Source organism: Janthinobacterium sp. 13 (assembly GCF_002749695.1).
GTDB classification, from domain to species: domain Bacteria; phylum Pseudomonadota; class Gammaproteobacteria; order Burkholderiales; family Burkholderiaceae_D; genus Janthinobacterium; species Janthinobacterium kumbetense.
The window spans coordinates 2,136,627-2,159,468 of the sequence record NZ_PEEQ01000001.1; the positions used below are offsets into that span (position 1 = coordinate 2,136,627).

General features: G+C 62.6%; 23 protein-coding genes and 1 other RNA gene. 9 read left to right on the forward strand and 15 right to left on the reverse strand.

Annotated features, from left to right (window positions below):
- Together mraZ and rnpB are read right to left on the reverse strand one after the other, a co-directional pair.
- A complete protein-coding gene (gene mraZ / locus CLU94_RS09295) occupies positions 1-429 on the reverse strand; it encodes a division/cell wall cluster transcriptional repressor MraZ (protein WP_034748899.1) in 429 nt (142 codons plus the stop codon).
- Between the two features lie 661 nt (positions 430-1,090).
- Positions 1,091-1,430: RNase P RNA component class A (gene rnpB, locus CLU94_RS09300), an RNA gene on the reverse strand.
- Between the two features lie 232 nt (positions 1,431-1,662).
- Between rnpB and CLU94_RS09305 the strand changes: the two genes are divergently transcribed.
- On the forward strand, positions 1,663-3,366 hold the full coding sequence (locus tag CLU94_RS09305) for a thiamine pyrophosphate-binding protein (protein ID WP_099665435.1): 1,704 nt from the start codon (positions 1,663-1,665) through the stop codon (positions 3,364-3,366).
- A gap of 73 nt (positions 3,367-3,439) precedes the next feature.
- On the opposite strand, the gene CLU94_RS09310 is transcribed toward CLU94_RS09305, so the two are convergent.
- The 10 genes from CLU94_RS09310 to CLU94_RS09355 all read right to left on the reverse strand — a co-directional run bounded on the left by CLU94_RS09310 (position 3,440) and on the right by CLU94_RS09355 (position 13,104).
- Entirely contained in the window at positions 3,440-3,982 is a 543-nt protein-coding gene (locus CLU94_RS09310; protein ID WP_099665436.1) for a hypothetical protein, read from the reverse strand.
- A gap of 151 nt (positions 3,983-4,133) precedes the next feature.
- Positions 4,134-5,213: a porin gene (locus tag CLU94_RS09315; RefSeq protein WP_099665437.1), complete on the reverse strand. Its 1,080-nt coding sequence runs from the start codon at positions 5,211-5,213 to the stop codon at positions 4,134-4,136.
- 975 nt (positions 5,214-6,188) lie between these two features.
- On the reverse strand, positions 6,189-6,626 hold the full coding sequence (locus CLU94_RS09320; RefSeq protein ID WP_099665438.1) for a nuclear transport factor 2 family protein: 438 nt from the start codon (positions 6,624-6,626) through the stop codon (positions 6,189-6,191).
- Entirely contained in the window at positions 6,623-7,390 is a 768-nt protein-coding gene (locus CLU94_RS09325) for an SDR family NAD(P)-dependent oxidoreductase (protein ID WP_099665439.1), read from the reverse strand. The genes CLU94_RS09320 and CLU94_RS09325 overlap by 4 nt, the downstream gene beginning before the upstream one ends.
- Positions 7,387-7,947 carry a DUF3833 domain-containing protein gene (locus tag CLU94_RS09330; RefSeq protein ID WP_373609986.1) on the reverse strand — a complete coding sequence of 187 codons (561 nt, stop codon included), beginning with the start codon at positions 7,945-7,947 and terminating at the stop codon, positions 7,387-7,389. Before CLU94_RS09330 ends, CLU94_RS09325 begins: the two co-directional genes overlap by 4 nt.
- On the reverse strand, positions 7,935-9,218 hold the full coding sequence (locus tag CLU94_RS09335) for an MFS transporter (RefSeq protein ID WP_099665440.1): 1,284 nt from the start codon (positions 9,216-9,218) through the stop codon (positions 7,935-7,937). Before CLU94_RS09335 ends, CLU94_RS09330 begins: the two co-directional genes overlap by 13 nt.
- On the reverse strand, positions 9,215-9,766 hold the full coding sequence (locus tag CLU94_RS09340; RefSeq protein WP_257218740.1) for a chalcone isomerase family protein: 552 nt from the start codon (positions 9,764-9,766) through the stop codon (positions 9,215-9,217). The genes CLU94_RS09335 and CLU94_RS09340 overlap by 4 nt, the downstream gene beginning before the upstream one ends.
- Positions 9,766-11,007 (reverse strand): SAM-dependent methyltransferase, encoded by a 1,242-nt coding sequence (locus CLU94_RS09345; RefSeq protein WP_373609987.1) that lies wholly within the window; start codon positions 11,005-11,007, stop codon positions 9,766-9,768. Before CLU94_RS09345 ends, CLU94_RS09340 begins: the two co-directional genes overlap by 1 nt.
- The gene (locus tag CLU94_RS09350; protein WP_099665441.1) at positions 11,004-11,801 is read right to left on the reverse strand and encodes a DUF1365 domain-containing protein; all 798 of its coding nucleotides are present in this window, start codon (positions 11,799-11,801) and stop codon (positions 11,004-11,006) included. The genes CLU94_RS09345 and CLU94_RS09350 overlap by 4 nt, the downstream gene beginning before the upstream one ends.
- Positions 11,791-13,104, reverse strand: coding sequence for an NAD(P)/FAD-dependent oxidoreductase (locus tag CLU94_RS09355; protein WP_099665442.1), 1,314 nt, complete (start codon positions 13,102-13,104; stop codon positions 11,791-11,793). Before CLU94_RS09355 ends, CLU94_RS09350 begins: the two co-directional genes overlap by 11 nt.
- Before the next feature lie 205 nt (positions 13,105-13,309).
- Between CLU94_RS09355 and CLU94_RS09360 the strand changes: the two genes are divergently transcribed.
- From CLU94_RS09360 to rpoH, 5 genes are all read left to right on the forward strand, one after another.
- A complete protein-coding gene (locus CLU94_RS09360) occupies positions 13,310-14,251 on the forward strand; it encodes a MerR family transcriptional regulator (RefSeq protein ID WP_099665443.1) in 942 nt (313 codons plus the stop codon).
- Positions 14,252-14,415: 164 nt separating this feature from the next.
- Complete coding sequence (gene ftsY, locus CLU94_RS09365) at positions 14,416-15,474, forward strand: signal recognition particle-docking protein FtsY (protein WP_099665444.1); 1,059 nt, start codon at positions 14,416-14,418, stop codon at positions 15,472-15,474.
- 8 nt (positions 15,475-15,482) lie between these two features.
- Positions 15,483-16,220, forward strand: a complete 738-nt coding sequence (locus CLU94_RS09370) for a cell division ATP-binding protein FtsE (RefSeq protein WP_077399798.1) — start codon at positions 15,483-15,485, stop codon at positions 16,218-16,220.
- Positions 16,217-17,137, forward strand: a complete 921-nt coding sequence (gene ftsX, locus CLU94_RS09375; RefSeq protein WP_099665445.1) for a permease-like cell division protein FtsX — start codon at positions 16,217-16,219, stop codon at positions 17,135-17,137. Before CLU94_RS09370 ends, ftsX begins: the two co-directional genes overlap by 4 nt.
- A 417-nt stretch (positions 17,138-17,554) precedes the next feature.
- The gene (rpoH, locus tag CLU94_RS09380; protein ID WP_034784924.1) at positions 17,555-18,448 is read left to right on the forward strand and encodes an RNA polymerase sigma factor RpoH; all 894 of its coding nucleotides are present in this window, start codon (positions 17,555-17,557) and stop codon (positions 18,446-18,448) included.
- 90 nt (positions 18,449-18,538) lie between these two features.
- On the opposite strand, the gene CLU94_RS09385 is transcribed toward rpoH, so the two are convergent.
- Positions 18,539-18,805 carry a hypothetical protein gene (locus tag CLU94_RS09385; RefSeq protein ID WP_077399791.1) on the reverse strand — a complete coding sequence of 89 codons (267 nt, stop codon included), beginning with the start codon at positions 18,803-18,805 and terminating at the stop codon, positions 18,539-18,541.
- A 178-nt stretch (positions 18,806-18,983) separates the two neighbouring features.
- Here CLU94_RS09385 and CLU94_RS09390 point away from each other — a divergent pair, with 178 nt between their 5' ends.
- Positions 18,984-19,436, forward strand: a complete 453-nt coding sequence (locus CLU94_RS09390; protein WP_099665446.1) for a hypothetical protein — start codon at positions 18,984-18,986, stop codon at positions 19,434-19,436.
- Between the two features lie 3 nt (positions 19,437-19,439).
- Here CLU94_RS09390 and CLU94_RS09395 read toward each other — a convergent pair whose 3' ends face one another.
- Positions 19,440-19,787, reverse strand: coding sequence for an antibiotic biosynthesis monooxygenase family protein (locus CLU94_RS09395; RefSeq protein WP_099665447.1), 348 nt, complete (start codon positions 19,785-19,787; stop codon positions 19,440-19,442).
- Positions 19,784-20,911, reverse strand: coding sequence for a cytochrome P450 (locus CLU94_RS09400; RefSeq protein ID WP_099665448.1), 1,128 nt, complete (start codon positions 20,909-20,911; stop codon positions 19,784-19,786). The genes CLU94_RS09395 and CLU94_RS09400 overlap by 4 nt, the downstream gene beginning before the upstream one ends.
- A 76-nt stretch (positions 20,912-20,987) precedes the next feature.
- On the opposite strand from CLU94_RS09400, the gene CLU94_RS09405 reads away from it, so the two are divergent.
- Both CLU94_RS09405 and CLU94_RS09410 read left to right on the forward strand, forming a co-directional pair.
- A complete protein-coding gene (locus CLU94_RS09405) occupies positions 20,988-21,686 on the forward strand; it encodes an ArsR/SmtB family transcription factor (RefSeq protein WP_099665449.1) in 699 nt (232 codons plus the stop codon).
- A gap of 139 nt (positions 21,687-21,825) precedes the next feature.
- Positions 21,826-22,680 carry a DUF3667 domain-containing protein gene (locus CLU94_RS09410; RefSeq protein ID WP_257219057.1) on the forward strand — a complete coding sequence of 285 codons (855 nt, stop codon included), beginning with the start codon at positions 21,826-21,828 and terminating at the stop codon, positions 22,678-22,680.
- Positions 22,681-22,842: the final 162 nt, after the last annotated feature.

Here is a 22,842-nt window from a genome sequence, read left to right on the forward strand (position 1 = left end):
TTAGAAAGAAAAATTGGAAAGTACATCGGGGGTGCCGGCATCGATCGCCTGCTGTTCTTTGTCGGCCAACTTGGCGGCATCCCATATTTCAAAGTGGCTGCCCATGCCGATCATCATGACTTCGCGCGCCAGCCCGACGGCGTTGCGCAATTCAGGCGAGATCAGCACGCGGCCGGCCGAGTCCAGCTCGACGTCGACGGCGTTGCCGAGGAAGATGCGCTGCCAGGCGCGCGCCGACATGGGCCAGGCGGCGATTTGCTGGCGGTGGCTTTCCCACACGGGACGGGGGAAAAACAGCAGGCAACCATCGGGGTGTTTGGTCAGGGTCAAGCGGCCTTCGCATTGAATCGCCAGCGCGTCACGGTGCTTGGCAGGGATAGACATCCTGCCTTTGGCATCGAGATTGATTGCGGACGCGCCTTGAAACACGGAAGACCTTTTTTGAGCTTGGGTTGCGACGCTTGCGCATCATGATGAAAAGGGAAAATTTCCCACAAAAACACACTTTTTCACACAGTTGCCCACTTTAGAGGAAGCAAAGATAGTGGTCAAGCGGTTTCCGATTGGCAAAACAGGAATTTTATTAATGAAATTAAGGACTTAGCGCATATCGTTGAAGGAGTCTCAAATAAAAATATATCGATAAATTAGATACTTATGAAAGATAGTGAATGTGCTACCTCATCTGCACACATGTGTTTTCCTACCGTAAACATCGAAAAAAACGAAATCGAAAAATTGAATTTTTTACAGTTAGTTGACACATGACAATAATTTCGTCATCCAGACACAACAGCAATCAGCCGCAACGTAAGACTTGGTTTAAAGCAAAAAATAATCGTCCACGGCGCGTATCGGCCCTGTTTTCAGGGGTTGGCCTGACGCAGGAAAACTATTTTTGCAATGCAGCAATTAATTGTAGATAAGAAACTTTAACCAATTATTCACTTTTAGTTGTATATACAACTTTATCTTAAGTGCTATACTTTTAGAAACAAAAAAAGCCCCGTTGCGGGGGCTTTTGCGTGGCGCGCAGCAGGAAAAGCCGCCGCTGCCGAGGTGCTCCCTGGCAGGCCAGGGAACGGAATTCAAGTGAAGCAGGCCGGTAGGCCGGATTTTGTTACGGCGCCTTCCCTTGCAGGTTGGCGCTATGACAGTCATTCCTCTAGGCGCCAGATTACTCGGGCGCTCAAGCTTTCTACCCGCACGCTCCGCGAGCAGCATCATCGCGTGCCTATTTGAAATTGCACCAGGTGGAGGTTACCGCGTTTCACCGTAACTTAATACGCTCGTCTCTGTGGCCCTATTCCTCGCCTTATACCTTGCGGCTTTCGACGGACGGCCGTTAACCGTCACCCCGCTCTATGGAGTCCGGACCTTCCTCCCGCCAGCGCATTGCTGCGCCGGCCAGCGACTGTCTGGCCTGCTTCACCCGCCATTGTACCGCGCCGCAGCATGTTTCTGCAAAAAGGTCGGTACAGGCGCGGCGCCGCCCGCCGGGCGCCCTCGTCGTCACCCCGGGGGATTGTGTAATTCGGTGTCGCCATTTCAAAAGCCGGGCCAAATCGGCTCACATAGAATGAGGCAAGCTGCTTGCATGCAAGCGCATGCGCACCGCTTGCCCCATTTCTTTGCCACCCACTAGAATATAAAGAGCCGAACATGACGCAACAATCCCGTACCGGCGGCCAGATCCTGGTCGATGCCCTGCAGATCCACGGTGTCGACACCGCCTTTGGCGTGCCTGGCGAAAGCTACCTCGACGTGCTCGACGCCCTGCACGACTCGGGCATCCGCTTCATCATCAACCGCCAGGAAGGCGGCGCCGCCTTCATGGCCGAAGCCTATGGCAAGCTGACGGGCAAGCCGGGCATCTGCTTCGTCACGCGCGGACCGGGCGCCACCAACGCCTCGATCGGCGTGCACACGGCCTACCAGGATTCCACGCCAATGATCCTGTTCATCGGCCAGGTGGGCAATGATTTCGTCGACCGCGAAGCGTTCCAGGAAATCGACTACCGCCGTATGTACGGCCAGATGGCCAAGTGGGTGGCGCAGATCGACCGCGCCCAGCGCATCCCCGAATACCTGGCGCGCGCCTTCCAGGTGGCCACCAGCGGGCGTCCCGGCCCCGTCGTGCTGGCCTTGCCGGAAGACATGCTCATTTCGCTGGCCACGGTGGCCGACACGCGCGCCTACCAGCCGGTGCAGGCGGCGCCATCGGACGCCCAGCTGCAGCAGCTGCGCAGCATGCTGGCCACCGCGAAACAGCCGCTGGTCTTGCTGGGCGGCACCACCTGGACGCCGCAAGCGTGCGCCGACCTGCAACAGTTCGCGGAAAGCAATCACCTGCCCGTCGCCTGCGCCTTCCGTTTCCAGGACTTGCTCGACAATGCCCACCCGAACTACATCGGCGACGTCGGCATCGGCATCAACCCGAAACTGGCCGCGCGCGTGAAAAATGCCGACCTGGTCATCGCCATCGGCCCGCGCCTGGGCGAAATGACGACGGGCGGCTACACCCTGTTCGACTCGCCCGTGCCGCGCCAGCGCCTGGTGCACATCCATACGGATGCCGAGGAGCTGGGCAGCGTCTACCAGGCCGAACTGATGATCAACAGCGGCATGCCGCAAGTGTGCGCCATGCTGGCCGCCATGGCGCCCGTCGATGCTGCCGCATGGAAACATACGCCGGCCGAAGCGAAGGCCGAGCTGGCCGCCTACCAGGAGCGCCCGCCCATCTTCCAGGATGGCCGGGCGCCGCTGGACCTGTGGCAAGTGACACAAGAGATCATGGCGCAGGCGCCTCTCGATACCATCCTGACGAACGGCGCCGGCAATTACGCCTCGTGGGCGCACCGTTTTTACCGCTACGGCGCCATGCGCACGCAGCTGGCGCCGACCAACGGCGCCATGGGCTATGGCGTGCCGTCCGGCGTGGCGGCGAAGATCGTGCACCCCGAGCGCACCGTGATCACCTTTGCCGGCGACGGCGAATACATGATGAATGGCCAGGAATTGGCCACCGCCGTGCAATACCAGGCGGGCGTGGTCATCATCGTCTTCAATAACCAGATGTTCGGCACCATCCGCATGCACCAGGAACGCGATTACCCGGGCCGCGTGTCGGGCACGACCCTGCACAACCCGGATTTTGCGGCGCTGGCGCAAGCGTATGGCGCGCATGGCGAAGTGGTGGCTACGACAGAAGAGTTCGCTCCTGCCCTGCGGCGGGCGCTGGCACACGCCAAGGCCAACAACTTGCCGGCCTTGATCGAGCTGCGCTACGACGGCAACCTGATCACGCCGAACGCGACCCTGGCCACCATCCGGGCGAATGCGGAAAAAGCGCAAGCGGCCCAGTAAGCCCCTTGCTGCGCTGAAAATAGCAAAGGCCCGGTCGATACCGGGCCTTTTTCTTTTTCACAGCGGCAATCGCTCAAGCTGCGGGTGCTGGCGCGCTTTCCTCGGCAGGCACTGCCTCGGCGGGCGCCTGCGGCATCGGCGGGCATGGCGTGCAGTTTTTCAAAGGGCGGCCGAAATCGCGCACGCGGCTCAGCTTCATGGGCATGCGCACGTTGCCGCCGCAATAATCGCCTTCCAGGGTCAGGGTCTGGCCGTCCTTGGAAAACTTGCCGACGATGGTGCGCTCTTCGCTGTCGGCGCCGGCGATGGTGAAGTCGAAGGCGCCCGTGGCGGCGTCCAGGTTGACGTCGTTGGCCACGATGGGCCAGCTCAGGGCGCCTGCCGTGAATTCATAGATGACGGAATCGGCCTCGGCGAAGCGATGCAGGGTCACGCGCTGGCCACCGATTTCGCCGCTATCCTTTTGCAGGCACAGGTCGGAATAGACGGCCACGCCATAGCGCTCCAGTCCGGCCGGCTTCTTGCCCTTGACGGCAGCGACTGAGGCGCCTGTGGCGCCAGCGAACAGCAGCGCGGCCAGCAAGACAGCCAGGCGCGGCGAAGTGGATGAATACATGGCATTCCTTTACTTGAGTAACGGCGCCATTATAACTGGCGCCGCCAATGCAAAAACGCGCCGCCAGGACTAGCCTGGAGACGCGTTTCCTTGCTTGTCAGCATCCCCGAAGGGATGCTGACAGCGGTACTAAGCTTCGCTTGCGCGAATATTAGAACGAGTGACGAACGCCAACGTTGAAGGCTTTGTCGCCCGAACCAACGTTGCTGTTGTTACCAACAGTGTAGGTAGCGTTGTTTTTGTTCTTGATCTTGGCGTACGAAGCGTAGGTGCTGGTGCGCTTCGACAGAGCGTACGAGTAGCCCACTGCCCATTGATCAGCATCAGCGTTAGCAGCGGTTTTGTCGTTCGTGCGGATGAACGAAGCCATCACGGTGCCAGCTGGGCCAACAGGTACGGTTGCGCCGACCAGGATGTTGTTGCTGTCGGTGCTAGCAGCAGCTGGAGCGTAGTTGTAGTAGTTGTTGCCGTTAGCATCAACACCTTTGTTATTCAACTGGGCGCTCTTCAGGCCTTTGTTTGCGCCGTATGCGACGTAAGCTTTAACAACTGCGAAGTCGTAGTTAGCTGCAGCCAACCAGTTACGTGCGCTAGCGGCTTGAACGCCGATGTCGTCGTTGCTGGTGTTGTTGTAAGCCAGACGTGCGTTCAAAGGACCGTTCGAGTAGCCAGCCGACGCGCCGATTTGACGGCCATACTTGTTCGACTCAGCTTTTTCGCCGAAGGTGTAAGCCACGTCAGCGTCAAAGCCGTTGAAGTTTGGCGAGGTGTACAGCACGGTGTTGCTGGTGCGGGTGTTCGCTGGGAACAGGTTCTTGGCGGAACCAGCGTAGCCCACTGCGAATGGATCAGCAACTTTCGACAGGGTGTTGTACCAAGGGGTGTATTGACGACCCAGGGTCAGGGTACCGCTCGTTTTGCTGCTCAGACCTACGTAAGATTGACGACCGAACAGGCCTTCGTCTTTACCTTGCGCGCCGTTGTCCACGCCGAAACCAGCTTCCAGAACGAACAGAGCCGACAGGCCGCTGCCCAGATCTTCGGTGCCTTTGAAGCCCAGACGGGAAGCCGAAGCAACGCCGCTGTCCAGTTTATTCACGGAGCCAGCTTTGCCGCCGCGCTCGCTGACGAAACCAGCGTCAACGGTACCGTAGATAACAACGCTCGATTGAGCTTGGGCTACGCCGGTGGCTGCTGCCAGAACTGCCAGGGTGATCAGAGTTTTTTTCATTGCGATTTCCTTTAATTTTGAAGCAAAAAGTAATACAGCCTATGCATCTCGAGCTGCGCTCTAACAGAGCGCTTTTTATGAGTGAGGGCAAGGTCTCCACCTGCCACATTGCTGTTCCGGTCAGGGGAACAATTCATATCGGTATCGGCACGCTATTGCACCGATAAGCTTGAAGGCTGCAGAGCGACCGTATTTTCATGCGCCGGTTCGGTGCTCAAAGGGCACCGGAAGCGGCACTATAACGACCGTTTCACATTCCATCAAGTTCCAACATGTTACTTCCGGTACCAGGCCGAGTGCGTTTTCAGGCATCCCGGTCATCGCCAACCGTACTACGCGACAGAGCCAGTGCCCCTTGCCAACCAATGCATTGGCCTGATTGACCATTCCATCATAACGCATGCCTTGTCGACACCCGTTGTATTAGTGCAACAGTATCAGGCGCATGATTAAAACGTCAACATGCTTTACCCGCCATTTGCCCTGCATGATTTACGCGACAAAGCGCACAATTTGTCAGGCGATAATGGATAAACGGGACGAAGCATACACGGCATCGCCAATGTTTGCTGCCGGATGCCCGCAAATGGGAAATATGACGCCCTGTTTTGGTGCGTTGCCGCATTATTCAGGGGCGTAGGCGCGATTTTCGATGTCGGCGCGCGCGTGGGGAAAATAGGCAGAGTATCAATACAATTACTGACTTTCCGGTAATTTAAATTGCTCACATAGAAATGTTTTCCATGTTTTCCGGTACCCGCGCCGGGTGCCCGCTTGGAACGGATGAGGACGACTCTTGCTTGTAAATTTCGCATCAGTTGAAACAATTTCTTACAATGTTGCCTTCTCAATATTTTGACATATTTGTGTCATAAAAACGACATATTGACCGAAATCAAGTTTTCGCCAGCCCAATTCCACACAATTTACTTTTTCTTTTTCGCTTTTTTTGCTTAAAAGCATCAAGAAACATGCTTAGCACCGGCTTGCGCGCCGGAGCATGCGCATGAAAGGGCCCAGCACCGGCAGTTTTTCATACAATTCTTCCGCCGCATCCCAATAATCGCGGTGCAATACCACCCGCCCCAGCCCGTCGAAACGTACATGTGTTGCTCCACGAATACATTGTTCGCCAGATACCAGGCGTTTCATGCGAAAGCGAAACTCCCACGTCAGGAACGCTTGCTCCCCCTGCCCCAGGCTTTCCAGCACGACAAACCGCGGGGCATCGACTTGCACGAACATGTGCTCGAAGATGGCCAGGATGGCGGCATGGCCCTCCACCTCGTTGAACGGGTCCTTGAAACGGGCGTCTGGCGCGTACACGGCACCCAGCTGGGCCAGGCTCTCCAGGCTCAGGTGCTCGTAAAACGCCACCAGGCGCGCCAGCGCACCTTCCATGGTTGCGCTCATAGGCCCGTCACCTTGCGGATCAGCCAAAAATAGGCGCGGTACGGCAACAGCCGCGCCAGGCGCATGGTATTGGTAAAGCGTTTCGGAAAGTGGATGTGGAATTGCCCCCGTTCGATCCCGTCGAGCATGGCGGCGGCCGCGTCCTGTGCCGTCATCAGGGCCGGCATGGTGAAATCATTGTTCGCCGTCAAAGGCGTGGCGACAAAACCAGGGTTGATTTGATACACATCAATCCCACGCGGATGCAAGTCCAAATACAGCGACTCCGTCAGGTTGATCAGCGCCGCCTTGCTGGCGCCATACGCGAGCGCCTTGGGCAAGCCGCCATAGCCTGCCACCGAGCCGACGATGCCGATGCCGCCGCTGCCCTGGCGCAACAGCCACGGCAAGGCAGGCTCCAGGCAATTGAAGACGCCGCCCACGTTCAGGGCCAGCAAGCCCTGGGCCGCCTCGAGGTCGAAGCTATCGGCGCGCATGGCCTGATAGCCGCCAGCGACCACCAGTATCAGGTCGATATGCGTCCACTGCTGCTGCAATTGCACGCAGACGGCCCGCACTTGCGCATGCTGCGTGATATCGAGCGGCAAGGCCTGCGCCAGCGGCTGTCCCTCGCACAGCTGTTCCAGGCTGGCGCGGTGGCGGGCAGACAAGGCCACGCACGCGCCCTGCTCCAGCAGCAAGGTGGCGCACGCGGCGCCGATGCCGCTGGACGCGCCGATGATCCACACGCGCTTGCCGGCCCAATTGCTGATCTTGCGATTCATGGGGCCGCCTGTGGACGCTTGCTGAACGATAAGGTGACGGCGCCCAGGCTGAAGCCGAACTTGCTCATGGCGGCACGGTTGAGCATGACCTTGTCATCCATCAAGAACATCCAGTCCTCGAAGTCGACGTGGTAGACCGTGCCATCGACGGGCAGCGCCAGCACGTATTGCCAGCGCAGCGCATTGCCCGCCACTTCGCCGATGGCTTCCCCGATCACGTCGGGCGCCGTGCCGATGAAGCGCCCGGGCGCCGTCTTGCGCAAGGTCCACACGCGCCGTTGCCGGCTGCCGTCCGCATACGTGAAATCCTCGTCCAGGGTCCCCGTCTCGCCCACCCAGCTGGCCCGCATCACCACGGTGAAACGCTTGACCACCTTGCCGGAGCGGTCCTGGAAGATGCCGTGGGCATCGAGCGTGCCGTTGAAATACTGTTGCAGATCCAGTACGGGCAATTCCTGCGCGTACGTGGCCGGCGTGGGCGGCGTGGAACAGGCGGCCAGCGCCAGCAGCAAGGCGGCCAGCGGCAGGCAACGTTTGCAATAAGTCATGAAGCGCATGCGCGATTCTCCCGATGGTCACTATATATATGTTGTAGCGGCGCGCGCCACAGCATGAGCGCCGCCAGCAGTTTCAAAACACAGGGCAGCACGGCGTAGGCGGCAGACAGGGCCGGCAAGCCGCCGCTGCCGCTGCCCGGCACATAGCCGAGCCAGGCCAGCAGGGGCAAGGCGATGCCGGCCGCCAGCGCCAGGCTCATTTGCACGCCCCAGTTCCACCAGCCGAAATACGCCGCTTCGTGCCGCCCGGCATGGCCGGCCGCGCCGATCAACCCTGCCAGCAGGGCCGGCGGCAAGGCCAGGTCGGCGCCCAGCGCCAGGCCCGACAGCAGGCAGATGGCGGCAAAACCCCAGGCGGCGCCCTCGCCCAGGCCATACGCCCAGACAAACACGCTGGCGGCCAGCAGCATGGCGCCGCCCCAGGCGCGCGCTTCGCCAAAGCGGCGCGCCAGGGCCACCCACACGGGCATGGAAGCGGCCGCCGCGCAAAAGTAGACGATCAGGAACGGTCCCGCGTATGGGCCCAGGCGCAAGTAGTCGCTGGCAAAGAACAGGAACAGGGTGGCGGGAATGGCGGCAGCCACGCCATTGACGAGCAGGACGGCAAACAGCCAGCGAAACGCGCGCTGGCGAAATGGCAGGCGCCAGGCGCCAGCGGGCAGCGCCGCCGTGCCTTGGCGCAAGACCGGACGCGGCGCGCGCGCCAGCAGCAACGCACCTGCCGCCAGCAGGCAGCCGGCAAAGGCCAGCGACAGGCCGTCATAGCCGAGCACGGACGTCAGCCCCGCCGCCAGGATCACGCCGAGCAAGCCGCAACCTTCGCGCACGGCCGTCACCCGCGCCCGCTGCGCGCGCGCCTGGCTCAAGGCCGCGCCCCAGCTCTGATGCGCGATGCCGGCCAGGCCATAGGCGGCGTACACGAGCAGCAAGGCAGCCAGGAACCAGGCCAGGGTGGCCGCTTGCGGCATGGCCGGCGGATGGAACAGGGCGCCAAAGCCCAGCAACAGCAGCGGCAGCGATGCGCCGACCAGCACGGCATAGCTGCGCCCGCCGCGCGCCATCCAGGCGCCGAGGGCCGGGTCGATGAAGGCGGCGGCAATGCGCGCCGCCAGCAGCACTGCGCCGATTTGCGCCAGGTCAAGGCTGCTGCGCTGCGCATAAAACGGCGCCACATATATATAGATGGGCAGCGCCAGCATGGCCAGCGGCAAGCCGAACAGGCCATAACTGAACAAGGCCGGCAAGGTCAAGGCGCTGGCCCTGGTATTCATGGCAGCGGCGCCGCACTCTGCAGCAAGGCGGCGCGCAGCTTCGGCGCCGTGCTCGACGGCGACAGCCAGATGGCGAAGAAGGCGCGCGCGAAGTCGCCATCGTTCACGTCGGCCAGCACCTTGCCATCGAGATAAAAGCGCACGCCAGGCGCGATGCCCGCCCGGTAGGCGCCCGCGATGCGCTGGTCTTCCTTGACGTCAGGAAAGATGCGCTGCATGGTGGCCAGCCACGCCAGGCGCTGCTCCGGCGTGCCGGCGCCGATTTTCTGCATCTGTTCATAACTGGCTTCGGCGATCTTCTTGCCGTCGAGCGAGCGCGCGTAACGCAATTCCAGCACGAAGGGTGCCGTTGCCGACGCCGCGCCCTGGTAACCGTTCGCGCCCACCCAAAGTTGCGCCCGATAAATACGCATGCCGAACCACGTGTATTCCCCCTCGCCCGCCAGGCGGGCTTCGGGCACGTCGGCCGCGATAAAGGCCGGCGGCGCGGCCGCGGCGCCAAACATGGTCAACGACAGCAAAGCGGCGACGAGCAGCTGGCGCATCATCACTCCTTGATCAGGGTAAATTGCATCACATCCGTGTTGTGCGCCTGGAAGGCGGCCTCGCAATACGCGAGGTAAAACTCCCAGGTGAGCAGGAAACGGCCGTCGAAACCCTGCTTTTCCAGCGCCGTGCGCTGGGCCAGGAAGCTGGCGCGCCACTGGCGCAAGGTTTCCGCGTAATCGAGGCCAAAACTGAAGGCGTCTTCCACGCGCAAGCCCTGCGCCTCGGCGGCGCGGCGAAATTCGGCCGGCGAGGGCAGCATGCCGCCCGGGAAAATGTACTGTTGAATAAAATCCGTGCTCTTGCTGTAGCGCTCGAACAAGTCGTCGGCGATGACGATGGTCTGGATGCAGGCGCGTCCGCCCGGCTTCAGGTTGCGCGCCACGCACGCGAAATAGCCGGGCCAGTAGCTTTGTCCCACGGCTTCGAACATCTCGATCGAGGCGATGGCGTCATACTGGCCCGCGCTGTCGCGGTAATCGCACAGCTGAAAGTCGGCCTGCCCTGCCAGGCCCGCGTCCTGCAGGCGCTGGCGCGCATAGGCGAGCTGTTCGGTCGACAAGGTCAGACCCGTCACGTGCGCGCCGCAGTCGCGCGCCGCCGTTTCCGCAAAGCCGCCCCAGCCGCAACCGATTTCCAGCACGCGTGCGCCCGGCTGCAGTTGCAACTGGTCCGCGATGCGCGCGTATTTCGCCCCTTGCGCCTGCTCCAGGCTGGCGCCTTCGGTGAACAGCGCGCTCGAATACGTCATCGACGGGTCCAGCCACAGCTGATAGAAGGCGTTGCCGATGTCGTAATGGGCATGGATATTCTTCTTGCTGCCCGCGCGCGAATTGCGGTTGAGCAAATGCCGGACCTTGTACACCAGGTTGCCCCACCAGTTGCCATAGATCAATGACTCGATGTGCGCGCGGTTGCGTATCATCAACTCGATCAAGCCCGGCAAATTATCCGTGCGCCAGTCGCCGGCGATAAACGTTTCCGCAAAGCCGATGTCGCCCGAGCGCAGGACGGCCGCGCACAGGCGCCAGTTGTGCAAGTCCAGGGTGACGGGATGGCTGCCATCGCCGTACAGCAAGATGCTGCCGTCGGGCGTGCGCAGGCGCAGCGCGCCGTATTGCAATTTTTCCAGCAGGCGCACGATCATGCGCCCGGCAGCGGGCATGTCCACGTGCGCATGCCCATGCAAGGGAGTGGAACTGCTGCGCGCATGCAGGCCGGTCGGCAGGGAATCGGAGCTCATCGGGACACCTTTTCTTGTGGAGGGTGGGGTTTGCTGAAAAACGGCACGCGGCGCAACCACAGGCGCAAGGCTTGCCAATGGATGCGCGCCATCACGCCGAACGTCATCAGGGGATAGCGCAGCAAGGCCCAGGCGATGGCGCCATCGCGCAGCGGCTGCGCCGTGCCGGACAAGCTCGTCTGCAGCAGCGGACCGTCGAGGTCGTCGTAATCGACCCGGGCCAGGTGGCGCTCGCCATCCTGGTCGTTGTTGCGCAGGAAACGGAAGCGGTACTGGCCTTCCACCTTGCAAAACGGCGACACGTGAAAGATTTTCTTGGCGACCAGTTCGCTGCCATACGCGATGGCACCGCCCTGCTCGAGCAAGTACAGATGGCGCTCGCCAAAGGTATTGCGCACATCGCAGAGCACGGCCCGCAGCGCACCGTCAAGCCCGTGACAAAACCAGAAACTGACGGGATTGAAGACATAGCCGAACATGCGCGGCATGGTTTGCAGCCAGATTTCGCCGCCCGCGTCGACCACGCCATGCTGGCGCAGCAAGCCGTCGATCCAGTCCAGCAGCGGTGTCGTGCCATCGCCATGGTCGCTGTCGCGGAAGGACAGCACATTGGCGCCGTTGCGCGAAATCAAACGGGCAGGAAAATCGTGCGCGCCCAGGCTGCGCAGGGGCAGGCGCAAGTAAAACATGCCGTAAGCAAAAGCATGCGCGCGCGGACGCAGCCGCGCATGGCGCACCTGTCCCAGGCACAGCTGGGGCTGCGGCCGGAGCGGCTGCGTGGGATCACGCGGCATGGCCGAGCTCCGCCGACGCCAGGCCGTTCAGGGCTTGCGCCACGGCCAGGCCCGACTTCAAGCCGTCTTCATGGAAGCCATAGCCCGTCCAGGCGCCCGCGAACCACGTGTGCTGCGCGCCCTGGAAGCCGGCCAGGCGCGTCTGGGCGGCAATGGCCGCGCCATCGAACACGGGGTGGGCATACGAAAATTCGTCGATGATGCTTGCCGGATCGGGCTCGTCGAGCGGATTGAGCGAGACGATGACGGGCGTGGTGAACGGCAGCGGCTGCAGCTGGTTCAGCAAATAATGCACGCACACTTGCGGCGCTTCGCCCTCCCCCGCTGCCGGCCGCCCCTGGTAATTCCAGGCGGACCAGGCACGGCGGCGCTGCGGCAGGCAGGAGGCATCCGTATGCAGCACGGCCCGGTTCGGCTGGTAGCGCACGGCTTCGAGCACGGAGCGCTCGTCGTCGCGGATATCTCCCAGCAGGGCCAGCGACTGGTCGCTGTGGCAAGCGAGCACGACGTGATCGACATGCTCGACGCCGGCGGCCGTATGCAGCTCGACCATGCGCGCGCCGCCGTGCCCCTGGCGGCGCACGGCCAGCACGGGGCACGCCAGGCGCTGCTGCGGTATGCCCGCCAGCAATTTTTCCACGTACACGCGCGAGCCGCCCCGCACCGTGCGCCATTGGGGCCGGTCGCTCACTTGCAGCAAGCCATGGTTGTGGCAGAAACGGATGAACGTGGCCAAGGGAAAGGCCAGCATCTGGCGCGCCGGACACGACCAGATGCAGGCGGCCATCGGCAGCAGATACCAGTGACGGAATTCGTCGCCATAGCCGTGCAGGTCGAGGAATTCTCCCAGCGACAGGGCCGGCGCCGGCAAGGCAGCCGTGGCCAGGGCGCTGGCCTGGCGGTTGAAGCGCAGAATGTCGCGCAACATGCGCAGGAAGGCGGGGCGCAGCAGATTGCTGCGCTGGGCAAACACGGTGTCCAGATTGGCGCCCGCCCATTCCAGCACGCGGGCGTCGGGCGCAGCGCCCAGCGGCATCTTCACGGAAAACGACATGTCGCTGTCGGCCGCCTCGACGCCGAGTTCGTCAAACAGTTGCACCAGATGCGGGTAGGTGGCGTGGTTAAACACGAGAAAACCCGTGTCGACGCCATGCGTGACGCCATCGAGCGTGACATCCACCGTATGGCTGTGGCCGCCAAAGTAATCGCCCGCCTCGTACAAGGTGACGTCCTGGCCCGATTGCGCCAGGCGATAGGCACACGACAATCCTGCGATTCCTGCTCCGACGACGGCAATTTTCATGAGTGCACCTGTGTTATGTTTGTCCTGGACAAAACAAGCTGCATCGATAGTCAGTCAAATATTGATCTATGTCAATGAGCACCTGTTGTCGTTCACAAACTTATACGCGAGCAATATCCAATCGGATTCAGCTATTTGGTACGGGGCGGCGGAAGGCGTAGAATGCCAGTAACGTTCTTTTCGGCATGCGAGCACCCCCACTGGTATGGATACTGACCTGCAACTCTCTCCTGCCTTCAGCATCGGCGATGTCGAACGCGACACCGGGCTGGCCAAGGAAACCTTGCGCGTGTGGGAGCGCCGCTACGACTTCCCCCAGCCGCGGCGCGACGCCTTTGGCGAGCGCAGCTACCCGGCCGAACAAGTGCAAAAGTTGCGCATGGTCAAACGCCTGCTGGACCTCGGATTTCGTCCGGGAAAAATCATGCAGCACAGCACCGCGCAACTGCAGCAGCTGGCCAGCGCCGGCAGCACGCCGCCGCCCGCGCCGGCGCCCCAGCTTGAACACTACTTGGCCCTGTGCCGCAGCCACCAGATGGCGGAACTGGGCGACGCCCTGCGCCAGGCGCTGGCCGTGCTGGGCTTGAAAGCGTTCACCATCGACGTCATCGCCCCCCTCACCCGCATGGTGGGCGAAGCGTGGGCTTGCGGCGAACTGGCGGTTTACGAAGAGCATCTGTATAGCGAAACCTTGCAGACGGTGATGCGGCACGCCATCTTTTCCCTACCGCAAGTAAGCAGCCCATCCATGCGCTCGCCGCGCATCGTCCTCAGCACCTTGCCGCAGGAGCGTCACGGCCTGGGGCTGCTGATGGCCGAAGCGCTGTGCGCGGCGGCCGGCGCCCATTGCATGTCGCTGGGCGTGGAAACGCCGCTGACGGACATCGTCGCGGCCGCCCGCGCGCAGCGGGCCGACATCGTCGCGCTATCGTTTTCCAGCGCCAGCAAGCAACGGCAGACGCGCGACAGCCTGCAGCAGCTGCATGCAAGCTTGCCGCCAAGCATGGAATTGTGGGCAGGGGGACGCAGTCCCGTGCTGAGCAGGCAGCCGCCACCCTTCTTGCACGTGCTGGACTTGCGGCAAGTCGACGAAAGCATCGCCGACTGGCGCCGCCGCCACCAGGCGCTGGCCCTGCAAACCCACTGAACCGGCGGAAAAGCGCGGCAACTGCGGCGATCTCCGTGGATAGCGGCGCAATGTTGCCAATCGAACAGTAAAGCATGAAGGGCCGGGCGCGCTCTGGTAGAATAGCCCGTAACACAGTGTCCGGCGCCGCCGGGCCTTAGGTCAGCACCCGCCACCACACATCCATGTTTAGTTTCTTCAAGAAAAAACCCATCGCTCCCGAGGCTGCACCAGCCGAGCCCCTCGTCCTTCCCGCCGCCACGCCGCCTGCACCGCAGCTTGCCGCCACGCCCCTGAGCGGCGCGCCGGCCGAGCTCGTGCCCGTGATCGTCGCAGCCGAACCCGAGAAAAAATCGTGGATGACGCGCCTGAAGGCCGGCCTGTCGAAAACCTCGAACACCCTGTCCGTGCTGTTCGTCGGCGCGAAGATCGACGACGCCCTGTACGAAGAGCTGGAAGCGGCGCTGCTGATGTCGGACGCCGGCATCGACGCCACGGAATTCCTGCTCACGGAATTGAAGAAAAAGGTCAAGGAAGACAAGCTGCTCGACGCGGCCGCCGTCAAGGCCGCCCTGAAAGTGCTGCTGATCGACCTGCTCTCGCCGCTGGAAAAGCGCTTCGAACTGGGCCGCCACAAGCCGCTGGTGATGATGATTTCCGGCGTGAATGGCGCAGGCAAGACGACCACCATCGGCAAGCTGGCCAAGCACATGCAGTCGAATAACCAGTCCGTGCTGCTGGCCGCGGGCGACACCTTCCGCGCCGCCGCGCGCGAACAGTTGATGGTCTGGGGCGAGCGCAACAACGTCACCGTGATTTCGCAGGAATCGGGCGATCCGGCCGCCGTGGCCTACGACTCCGTGCAATCGGCGAAGGCGCGCGGCATCGACGTGGTGATGGTCGACACGGCGGGCCGCTTGCCGACGCAGTTGCACCTGATGGAAGAATTGAAGAAAATCAAGCGCGTGATCGGCAAGGGCATGGATGGCGCGCCGCATGAAACCCTGCTTGTGATCGACGGCAACACGGGCCAGAATGCCCTCACGCAAGTGAAGGCCTTCGACGATGCCCTGCAGCTGAGCGGCCTGGTGATTACCAAGCTGGACGGTACCGCCAAGGGCGGCGTGCTGGCGGCGATCGCCCGCGTGCGTCCCGTGCCCGTGTATTTCATCGGCATCGGTGAGAAAATTGAAGACTTGCAGCCTTTCGTGGCTGCCGAATTTGTCGAAGCGCTGCTAGGATAAGCCTATACATGATTGAATTTCAGCACGTCTCCAAGCAATACTCCGCCGACGCCGTGGCGCTCAGCGACATTTCCCTCAATATTGCCAAAGGCGAGCTGGTGTTTTTAGCGGGCCCGTCCGGCGCCGGCAAATCCACCTTGCTGAAAATGATCGCCGCCATGGAACGCCCCACGTCGGGCAAGCTGATCGTCAATGGCCAGGACATGGCGAAGATCAAGCCGGCCGGCGTGCCCTTCCTGCGCCGCAACATGGGCCTGATCTTCCAGCAGCAAAAATTGCTCAACGACCGCTCCATCCTGGCCAACGTCATGCTGCCGCTGCTCGTCGTCGGCGCCCACAAGACGGCGGCCGAACAGCGCGCGCGCGCCGCGCTCGATAAAGTCGGCTTGCTGGACCGCGCCATGGCGCGCCCCCTGTCGCTGTCGGGCGGTGAGCAGCAGCGCGTGTCGATCGCGCGCGCCATCGTCAACCGGCCGCAGATCATCCTGGCCGACGAACCGACGGCCAACCTGGACCGCGCCAGCGCCAACAAGGTGCTCGACGCCCTGAAAGCGTTCCACTCCGTGGGCGTGACTTGCCTCATTTCCAGCCATGACGAACAGATGCTCGACGCCGCCGCCCGCGTGATCCACCTGAAGAACGGCCAGCTGGTGGCCATCGACAAGGCCACGCAGGCGCCCGTGTTCGCGCCGCCCGACCCCGATTTCGCCCCCGGCGCCGGGGATGACGCGGGAGAACAGGCATGAGAGGCTGGTTCCGTCAACATCGCTTCGCCCTCGGTTCGGCGCTGATTCACTTGCGCAAGTCGCCGGGCGGCTTCCTATTGAACGTGCTCGTCGTCGCCATCGCCCTGTCGCTGCCGTTCGCCGGCTTGACCATGCTCGACAATGTCCGCCCCATGTCGGAACAGATGTCGGTCGACCCGGAAATCAGCGTCTTCCTGAAGATCGACACGCCGCGCGAGCAAGCCGTGGGCCTGGCGGGCGCCATGCGCAAGATTGTCGGCGAGCAAAAGGCGAAGATCGTCTTCATCCCGCGCGAACAGGCGCTGGACTCGCTGAAAAACAAGAACGGCCTGGCCGATGTGCTCAGCACCCTGGGCGACAATCCCCTGCCCGACAGCTATGTGCTGAAACTCGACGCCTTCAGCAGCGCCAGCGAAGCGCAGGATGTCGATGCCGTGGCGGAACAGCTGCGCCACTTGCCCGGCGTGGAATCGGCGCAAGTCGATTCGGCCTGGGTCAAGCGCCTGGCGGCCCTGCTGGGCGTGCTGCGCCTGGTGCTGCTGCTGCTGGCCATTACCCTGGGCGTGGCCGTGATCGCCGTCGTCTTCAACACCATCCGCCTGCAAGTGATGCAGCAGCGCGATGAAATCAGCATCTCGAAATTGATCGGCGCGACGGACACCTTCATCCACCGCCCCTTCTATTACACGGGCGCACTGCTGGGCTTGTGCGCCGGCGCGCTGGCCCTGGGCGCCGTGGCGCTGGCCTTGCAGCCGCTGAACACGGCGATTGCCGAGTTTGCCCGCCTGTATGCGTCCGAATTCCAGCTGGTGCCGCTGGCGCCGCTGCCGATGGCCGGCTTGCTGGCCGTCAGCGCCGGCCTGGGCCTGATCGGCGCCTTCCTGTGCGTGCAGCGCCACTTGGCGCGCCTGAACTGATCTTCTTTCCCATGGCGGCGCCTCCGGTGCCGCCATGCGCCCTCCCCATACTGCTGTTATCTTGATATTAAGCAAGTATTCTTAAGGTTCGCTTCAGCCAGAGGCCGTAGACTGGCTACGTTGTCGTGAAGCGGCCTGTAGTGCTGTTCAGATCGCTATTCAGACATATTTATCAGGCATTCATTCGCCATAGCATTTAGGCTATCAGATCGATTAAATGTGCTGATTGGCACTCTCAAGCAGAGAGTGCTAATATAGGGACATACCAACAGCAGAACCGCCATGGACGCCAGATCAAGATGGTGCCGCGATCTGCAAAGTGCAAGACCGAATACGCAAAAACGACGATACAAGCTGCCACGTCGCGTGACGTGGCCAACTGGAACAAAGCAAGACTACGAGGGAGAAAACATGACTATGATGTCCGCAACGTCCGCATTGGTTCCGACCAAAAGTAATGCGCTGGGCCTCGGGTTCACTGGCAATCTGGGCAATATCGACGCCTATATTTCGGCCGTGAACCGCCTGCCCATGTTGACCCACGACGAAGAAATTTCGCTGGCGACACGCCTGCGCGAAAAAAATGACCTGGCCGCCGCGCAAGAACTGGTGCTGTCGCACCTGCGCCTGGTGGTCTCGATTGCCCGCGGCTACCTGGGCTATGGCTTGCCGCACGCCGACCTGATTCAGGAAGGCAATATCGGCTTGATGAAAGCCGTGAAACGTTTCGATCCGGACCAGGGCGTGCGCCTGGTGTCGTACGCCATGCACTGGGTGAAAGCCGAGATGCATGAGTACATCCTGAAAAACTGGCGACTGGTCAAGGTCGCGACGACGAAGGCGCAGCGCAAGCTGTTCTTCAACCTGCGCAGCCACAAGACGGGCCTGGACGCGATGACGCCGAAGCAGATCGATGCGCTGGCCAAGCTGCTCGACGTGAAACGCGAAGAAGTGATCGAGATGGAAACGCGTTTGAGCGGCCGCGACATTGCGCTGGAATCGCCGACCGACGATGAAGACGACAAGTTTTCGCCGATCGCCTACCTGTCGTCGGAGCAAAGCGAGCCGACCAAGGTGCTGGAAGCGGAACAAGTGACGCGCCTGCAATCGGAAGGCCTGGAAACGGCCCTGTCCAAGCTGGACGCCCGTTCGCGCCGCATCATCGAAGCGCGCTGGCTGGCCAACGACGACGGTTCCGGCGCCACCCTGCACGCGCTGGCGGAAGAGTTCGGCGTATCGGCCGAGCGCATCCGCCAGATCGAAGTGGCGGCACTGAAAAAAATGAAGGGCGCGCTGGCGGCCTACGTGTAATTCCCAGCAATGCCGCAATGTAAAAGGCGCCGCAAGGCGCCTTTTAGTTTTACTACTTGATGTTTATCAACAGATAAACATGGCAGCCAGTTAAGCTGCAGCCAGGCCCTTGCTGATCAATTCAGCAACGACTTCATTCAGATCCGCGCCGCGCTCCTTGGCCAGGGTCTGCAATTGCAAGACCAGATCGCTGTTCAGCTTGACGGCGAATGGCACCAGGCCCAGGGCCTGGTCGCGCTTGCGCTGTTCGCGGCGGTCGACGACCACCGCTTCCTTACCGAATGCACCGGCGCCGGGAACATTCATCTTTCCCATCAGTTTCTTGGCATCGCTTTTGGCCAGGTCGGTTTTTTTCATGGTTGTTTCCTGATTTTCAAAACAACCATTCTACGCAGTAATCGGCGCGCCGCGTGGCTCGCGCCTCAATTCATCGGCAGCACGCCAATAGTGCGCCGGAAAAATATCATTTTGTTACTATCATTTTATCCCACGCGTGAACAAGCACGCCGGGGACGCACCACCTGAAAGGAAAAACATGTCTACTCTGAACCGCTCTTACCGCACCGTACTGCTTCCCCTGTTCTTCGCCTGCCTGGCCATGCTGGCCGGCTGCGGCGCGGCCGGCAGCGCCGGCGACGCGGAAAACACGCCGCGCAGCGTCACCCACGTGCTTTCGCCGGGCGAACAGGTGGCCATCACGGCCACCGATACCCTGAAACTCGAACGCGTCAACGACAGCCGCTGCCGCAAGGGCGCCGTGTGCGTGTGGAAAGGCTACGTCAGCTACAGTTTCAGTTTGCTCAACAGCGCGGGCGCGACCGACATCGTCCTGTCCGAGTCCATGCCCGGCGCCGCCAGTTCCGTCACCGTCAACCACCTGACGTTCACCCTGCTCGACGTCGACCCGGCCACGCCGCCCGCCCTGAACGCGGCCGAGCCCACCTACCGGGTCAAGGTGAAAATCACCCAGGGCGCGCTGCCCCGCTAAAGGCTAGGCATCGTGGCGCCGCTGGCTGTCGGCGGGCGCCTGCTGCCGCTCCAGCATGCCGTAATCGCGCACGACGGCGGCGATGCGCAGCCGGTAATCGTCGAACACGCCGTGCCGGCCGGCCGATTGCGCCGCGCGGTGCGCTTCCAGCTGCCGCCACTGCGCCAGCGCCGCCTCGTCGCGAAAGAACGACAGCGACAGCAGTTTGCCTGGCTCGCTCAGGCTGCTGAAGCGCTCGATGGAAATGAAACCGTCCACCTCATCGAGCAGTGGCCGCAGGGACGCCGCCAGGTCCAGGTACTGCTGGCGTCCTGCGGCGCTGGGCCAGACCTCGAAAATCACGGCGATCATGCGTTTGCTCCTTGCACAAACACGGGGATGCGGGCGTTCAGCGACGGCAGATAACGCCACGCCAGCGGCAAGCCTTCCAAAGCCCCGGCCCACGCCTGCAGGCAAGCCGTGGCGATGGCGAGCGCGATGGCCTGGCCCGGACAGGCGTGGCGGCCATGACCAAAACCCGACTCCGCCTGGCCGGCGCTGGCCAGCACGACGAGGATCATCTGCCCGGCCGGCACGCGCACGCCATTGCACTCCGCGTCTTCCGCCGTGTAGCGGCGCGTGTTGTGGATGGCGGGATCGCGCAGGCTGACTTCGTGCAGCATGGCCAGCCACAGCTCGGGCGCGGCACTCAATTGCGTGGACAACTCCGGCTGCGCGCGCAAGGCCACGATGGCATTGCCCAGCAAGCCGGCCGTGGCGTCGCACGTCTGCGACAGCAAGCCCACGAGGTTGGCCAGCACGCCGCCCGACGCTTGCCAACCCAAGGCATCCGCCTCGGCCACGATGGCGGCCAGCATGCTGCCGGGCCTCACGTCGCCCGCGCGCAGCAGACGGCCAAAACTTTGCAGCAGAGCATCGGCCGCCACTTGCGCGCCGGCCAGTTGCTCGGCATTGCTCAGCGGCGACAGGCAGGCGACAAACGAGCGCGTCCAGGCGGCCAGCGCCGGCCATTGCGCTGGCGCAAAGCCCAGCAAGTCCGCCATGGCGAACAGGGGCAGCTCAAAAATCGCATCGTTCAGCTGGGCGGCGCTACCGGGCACCCGCTCGCCGGCAAGGTGCAGCGCCCGCCCCTGCAAGCGCGCCATATCCACCTGGCCCAGCGCGCGCGCCAGCACCTGTTTTGGCAAGGCATGCCGTTCGCCATCGTTCATGCGCACCAGTTCGGCAAAGATCGCGCCGCATGGCGTGCCCGCCAGGTTGTGCGGCACGCCCAGGTCCGCTGGGCGCACGCGGCAGGCGGGATGCGCCAGCACGGCGCGCACGCCGGCCGCGCCCGTCGCCAGCCAGCAGTCGAGCTGCGCATCGAATCGCAGCGGCGGGCCGTCCGCCAGGCGGCGATAGTAATCGTACGGCGCCGCGTGGGTGACGGCAGAGAAAGGGTCGGCGGGGTCGGTAACAGAATCGGTGAGCGGCATGCGGCTTCCATTGCAGTGAGGTAGGGAGCAGAGTATGCTGGCCCTTCCACCACAACACTTCGCTAGCGAACGAATCATGGATGACAAGCATCAAGCCCGCACGGCCGACATGGGACTGGCGCAACTGGCCGGCGCCATCGCCGAACCGGCCCGCGCGCGCATGCTGTGCAGCCTGCTCGACGGCCATGCGCGCACGGCCACGGAATTGGCGGCGCTGGCCGAGGTGGGCGCTTCGACGGCCAGCGCGCATCTGAGCCGGTTGCGCGACGATGGCTTGCTGTCGATGCTGGCGCAGGGCAAGCACCGCTACTACCGCCTGGCCAGCATGGAGGTGGGCCAGGCCCTCGAAGCGCTGCTGGTGGTGGCCGGCGTGGCGGCGACGCCGTTTACCCCCACCACGCCGGACCGCCTGCGCCATGCGCGCACTTGCTACGACCACATGGCCGGTACGGTGGCCGTCGCCCTGCATGACCAGTTGCACACGCAAGGCTGGCTGCTGGACGATGGCGGAGAATATCGTTTGTCGGAAGCGGGCGCGGCTGGCATGGCGGCCCTGGGCATCGACGTGCCGCAATTGCAGCGCCAGCGCCGCCGCTTCGCCTGTGCCTGCCTGGACTGGAGCGAACGGCGCGCCCACCTGGGCGGCGCGCTGGGGGCGGCCCTGCTGCAGCTGGCCCTGCGCCAGCGCTGGGCCGAGCGCGAACTCGACAGCCGTGCCCTGCACCTCACGCCGGCCGGTGAACGACGCCTGCTGGCCGCCTTCCGTGGCGCCTGAACGGTGCAGGATTTTGTATCTCGAAAGCAACTAGAACGCGAAAAAATGCGCTTTTATCATTGTTTTCATTCATCATATGCTGCGCCCTTGAGCGATCATCTTTACCTTTCGGCCATGGAAAGAGTCCATCTTGAAAACAGTGTCATCCAGCACGCATCCCGCCAGCACCTGCCATAACTGCCATAGCGATGCGCCAGGCAACTTCTGCAGCGCCTGTGGCCAGACAACGGCCGTGCACATGCCCAGCGCGCGCGAATTCCTGCATGAATTTGTCGCCCATTATGTGGCGCTCGAAGGCAAGCTCTGGCGTACCCTGGCCCTGCTGCTGTTCCGCCCTGGCGCACTCAGCAACGAATACCTCGCGGGACGCCGCGTGCGCTACGTCGAGCCGCTGCGCGTCTACCTGACCTTCAGCATCCTGTTCTTTGCCATCCTCAAATTCAGCAGCCCCGACATGTTCCTCACCGTCCACGACCAGCAAGCCCAGGTAGGCGCCCATGGCCCCCGCCAAGCTCCGGAAAACCAGACGTCGGCCATGCAGGTCAGCATTTTGGGCCAGACGCCCACCCTGCCGCGCCAATGGCAAGACTTTGAGCAACTGCCCACGGCCGAGAAACAAAAACTCGTGGTGGAAAGCTTTTTCCATTACGCGCCGTACGCCATGTTTTGCCTGATGCCGCTGTTCGCCCTGTTCCTGAAAATCCTCTACCTGGGCAGCGGACGGCGCTATGGCGAGCACTTCCTGTTCGCCCTGCATACGAATGCCTTCGCCTTCATCACGATGGCGCTGATGATCCTCATCCCCGTCGACCTGGTCCGCCTCGTGCTCGGCGCCTGGCTGCTGGCCTACCTGCCCTGGGCCATGTGGCGCGTGTATCCAAGCGGCAAACTCGCCACCGTCTGCCGCTGGCTGCTGCTGATGGTCGCCTACAGCCTCGCCATGAGCCTGGCGATCGTGGCCTGCATCGCCATCGGCGTGATGCTGCGGCATTAAGTTACGCCACCAAGAGGCGCTCTGGCGGTCCTGCTGCCAGCGGACGCACCGCCATTGATGCAGATCAATGACGATGGCTTGTGGCCGCTGGCCCTGGGCGTGCTGGCGCACGGGCCATGCCTGCGCGCAGCAGCGCTGCCCTGCCCGCTTATCAGCTGAATA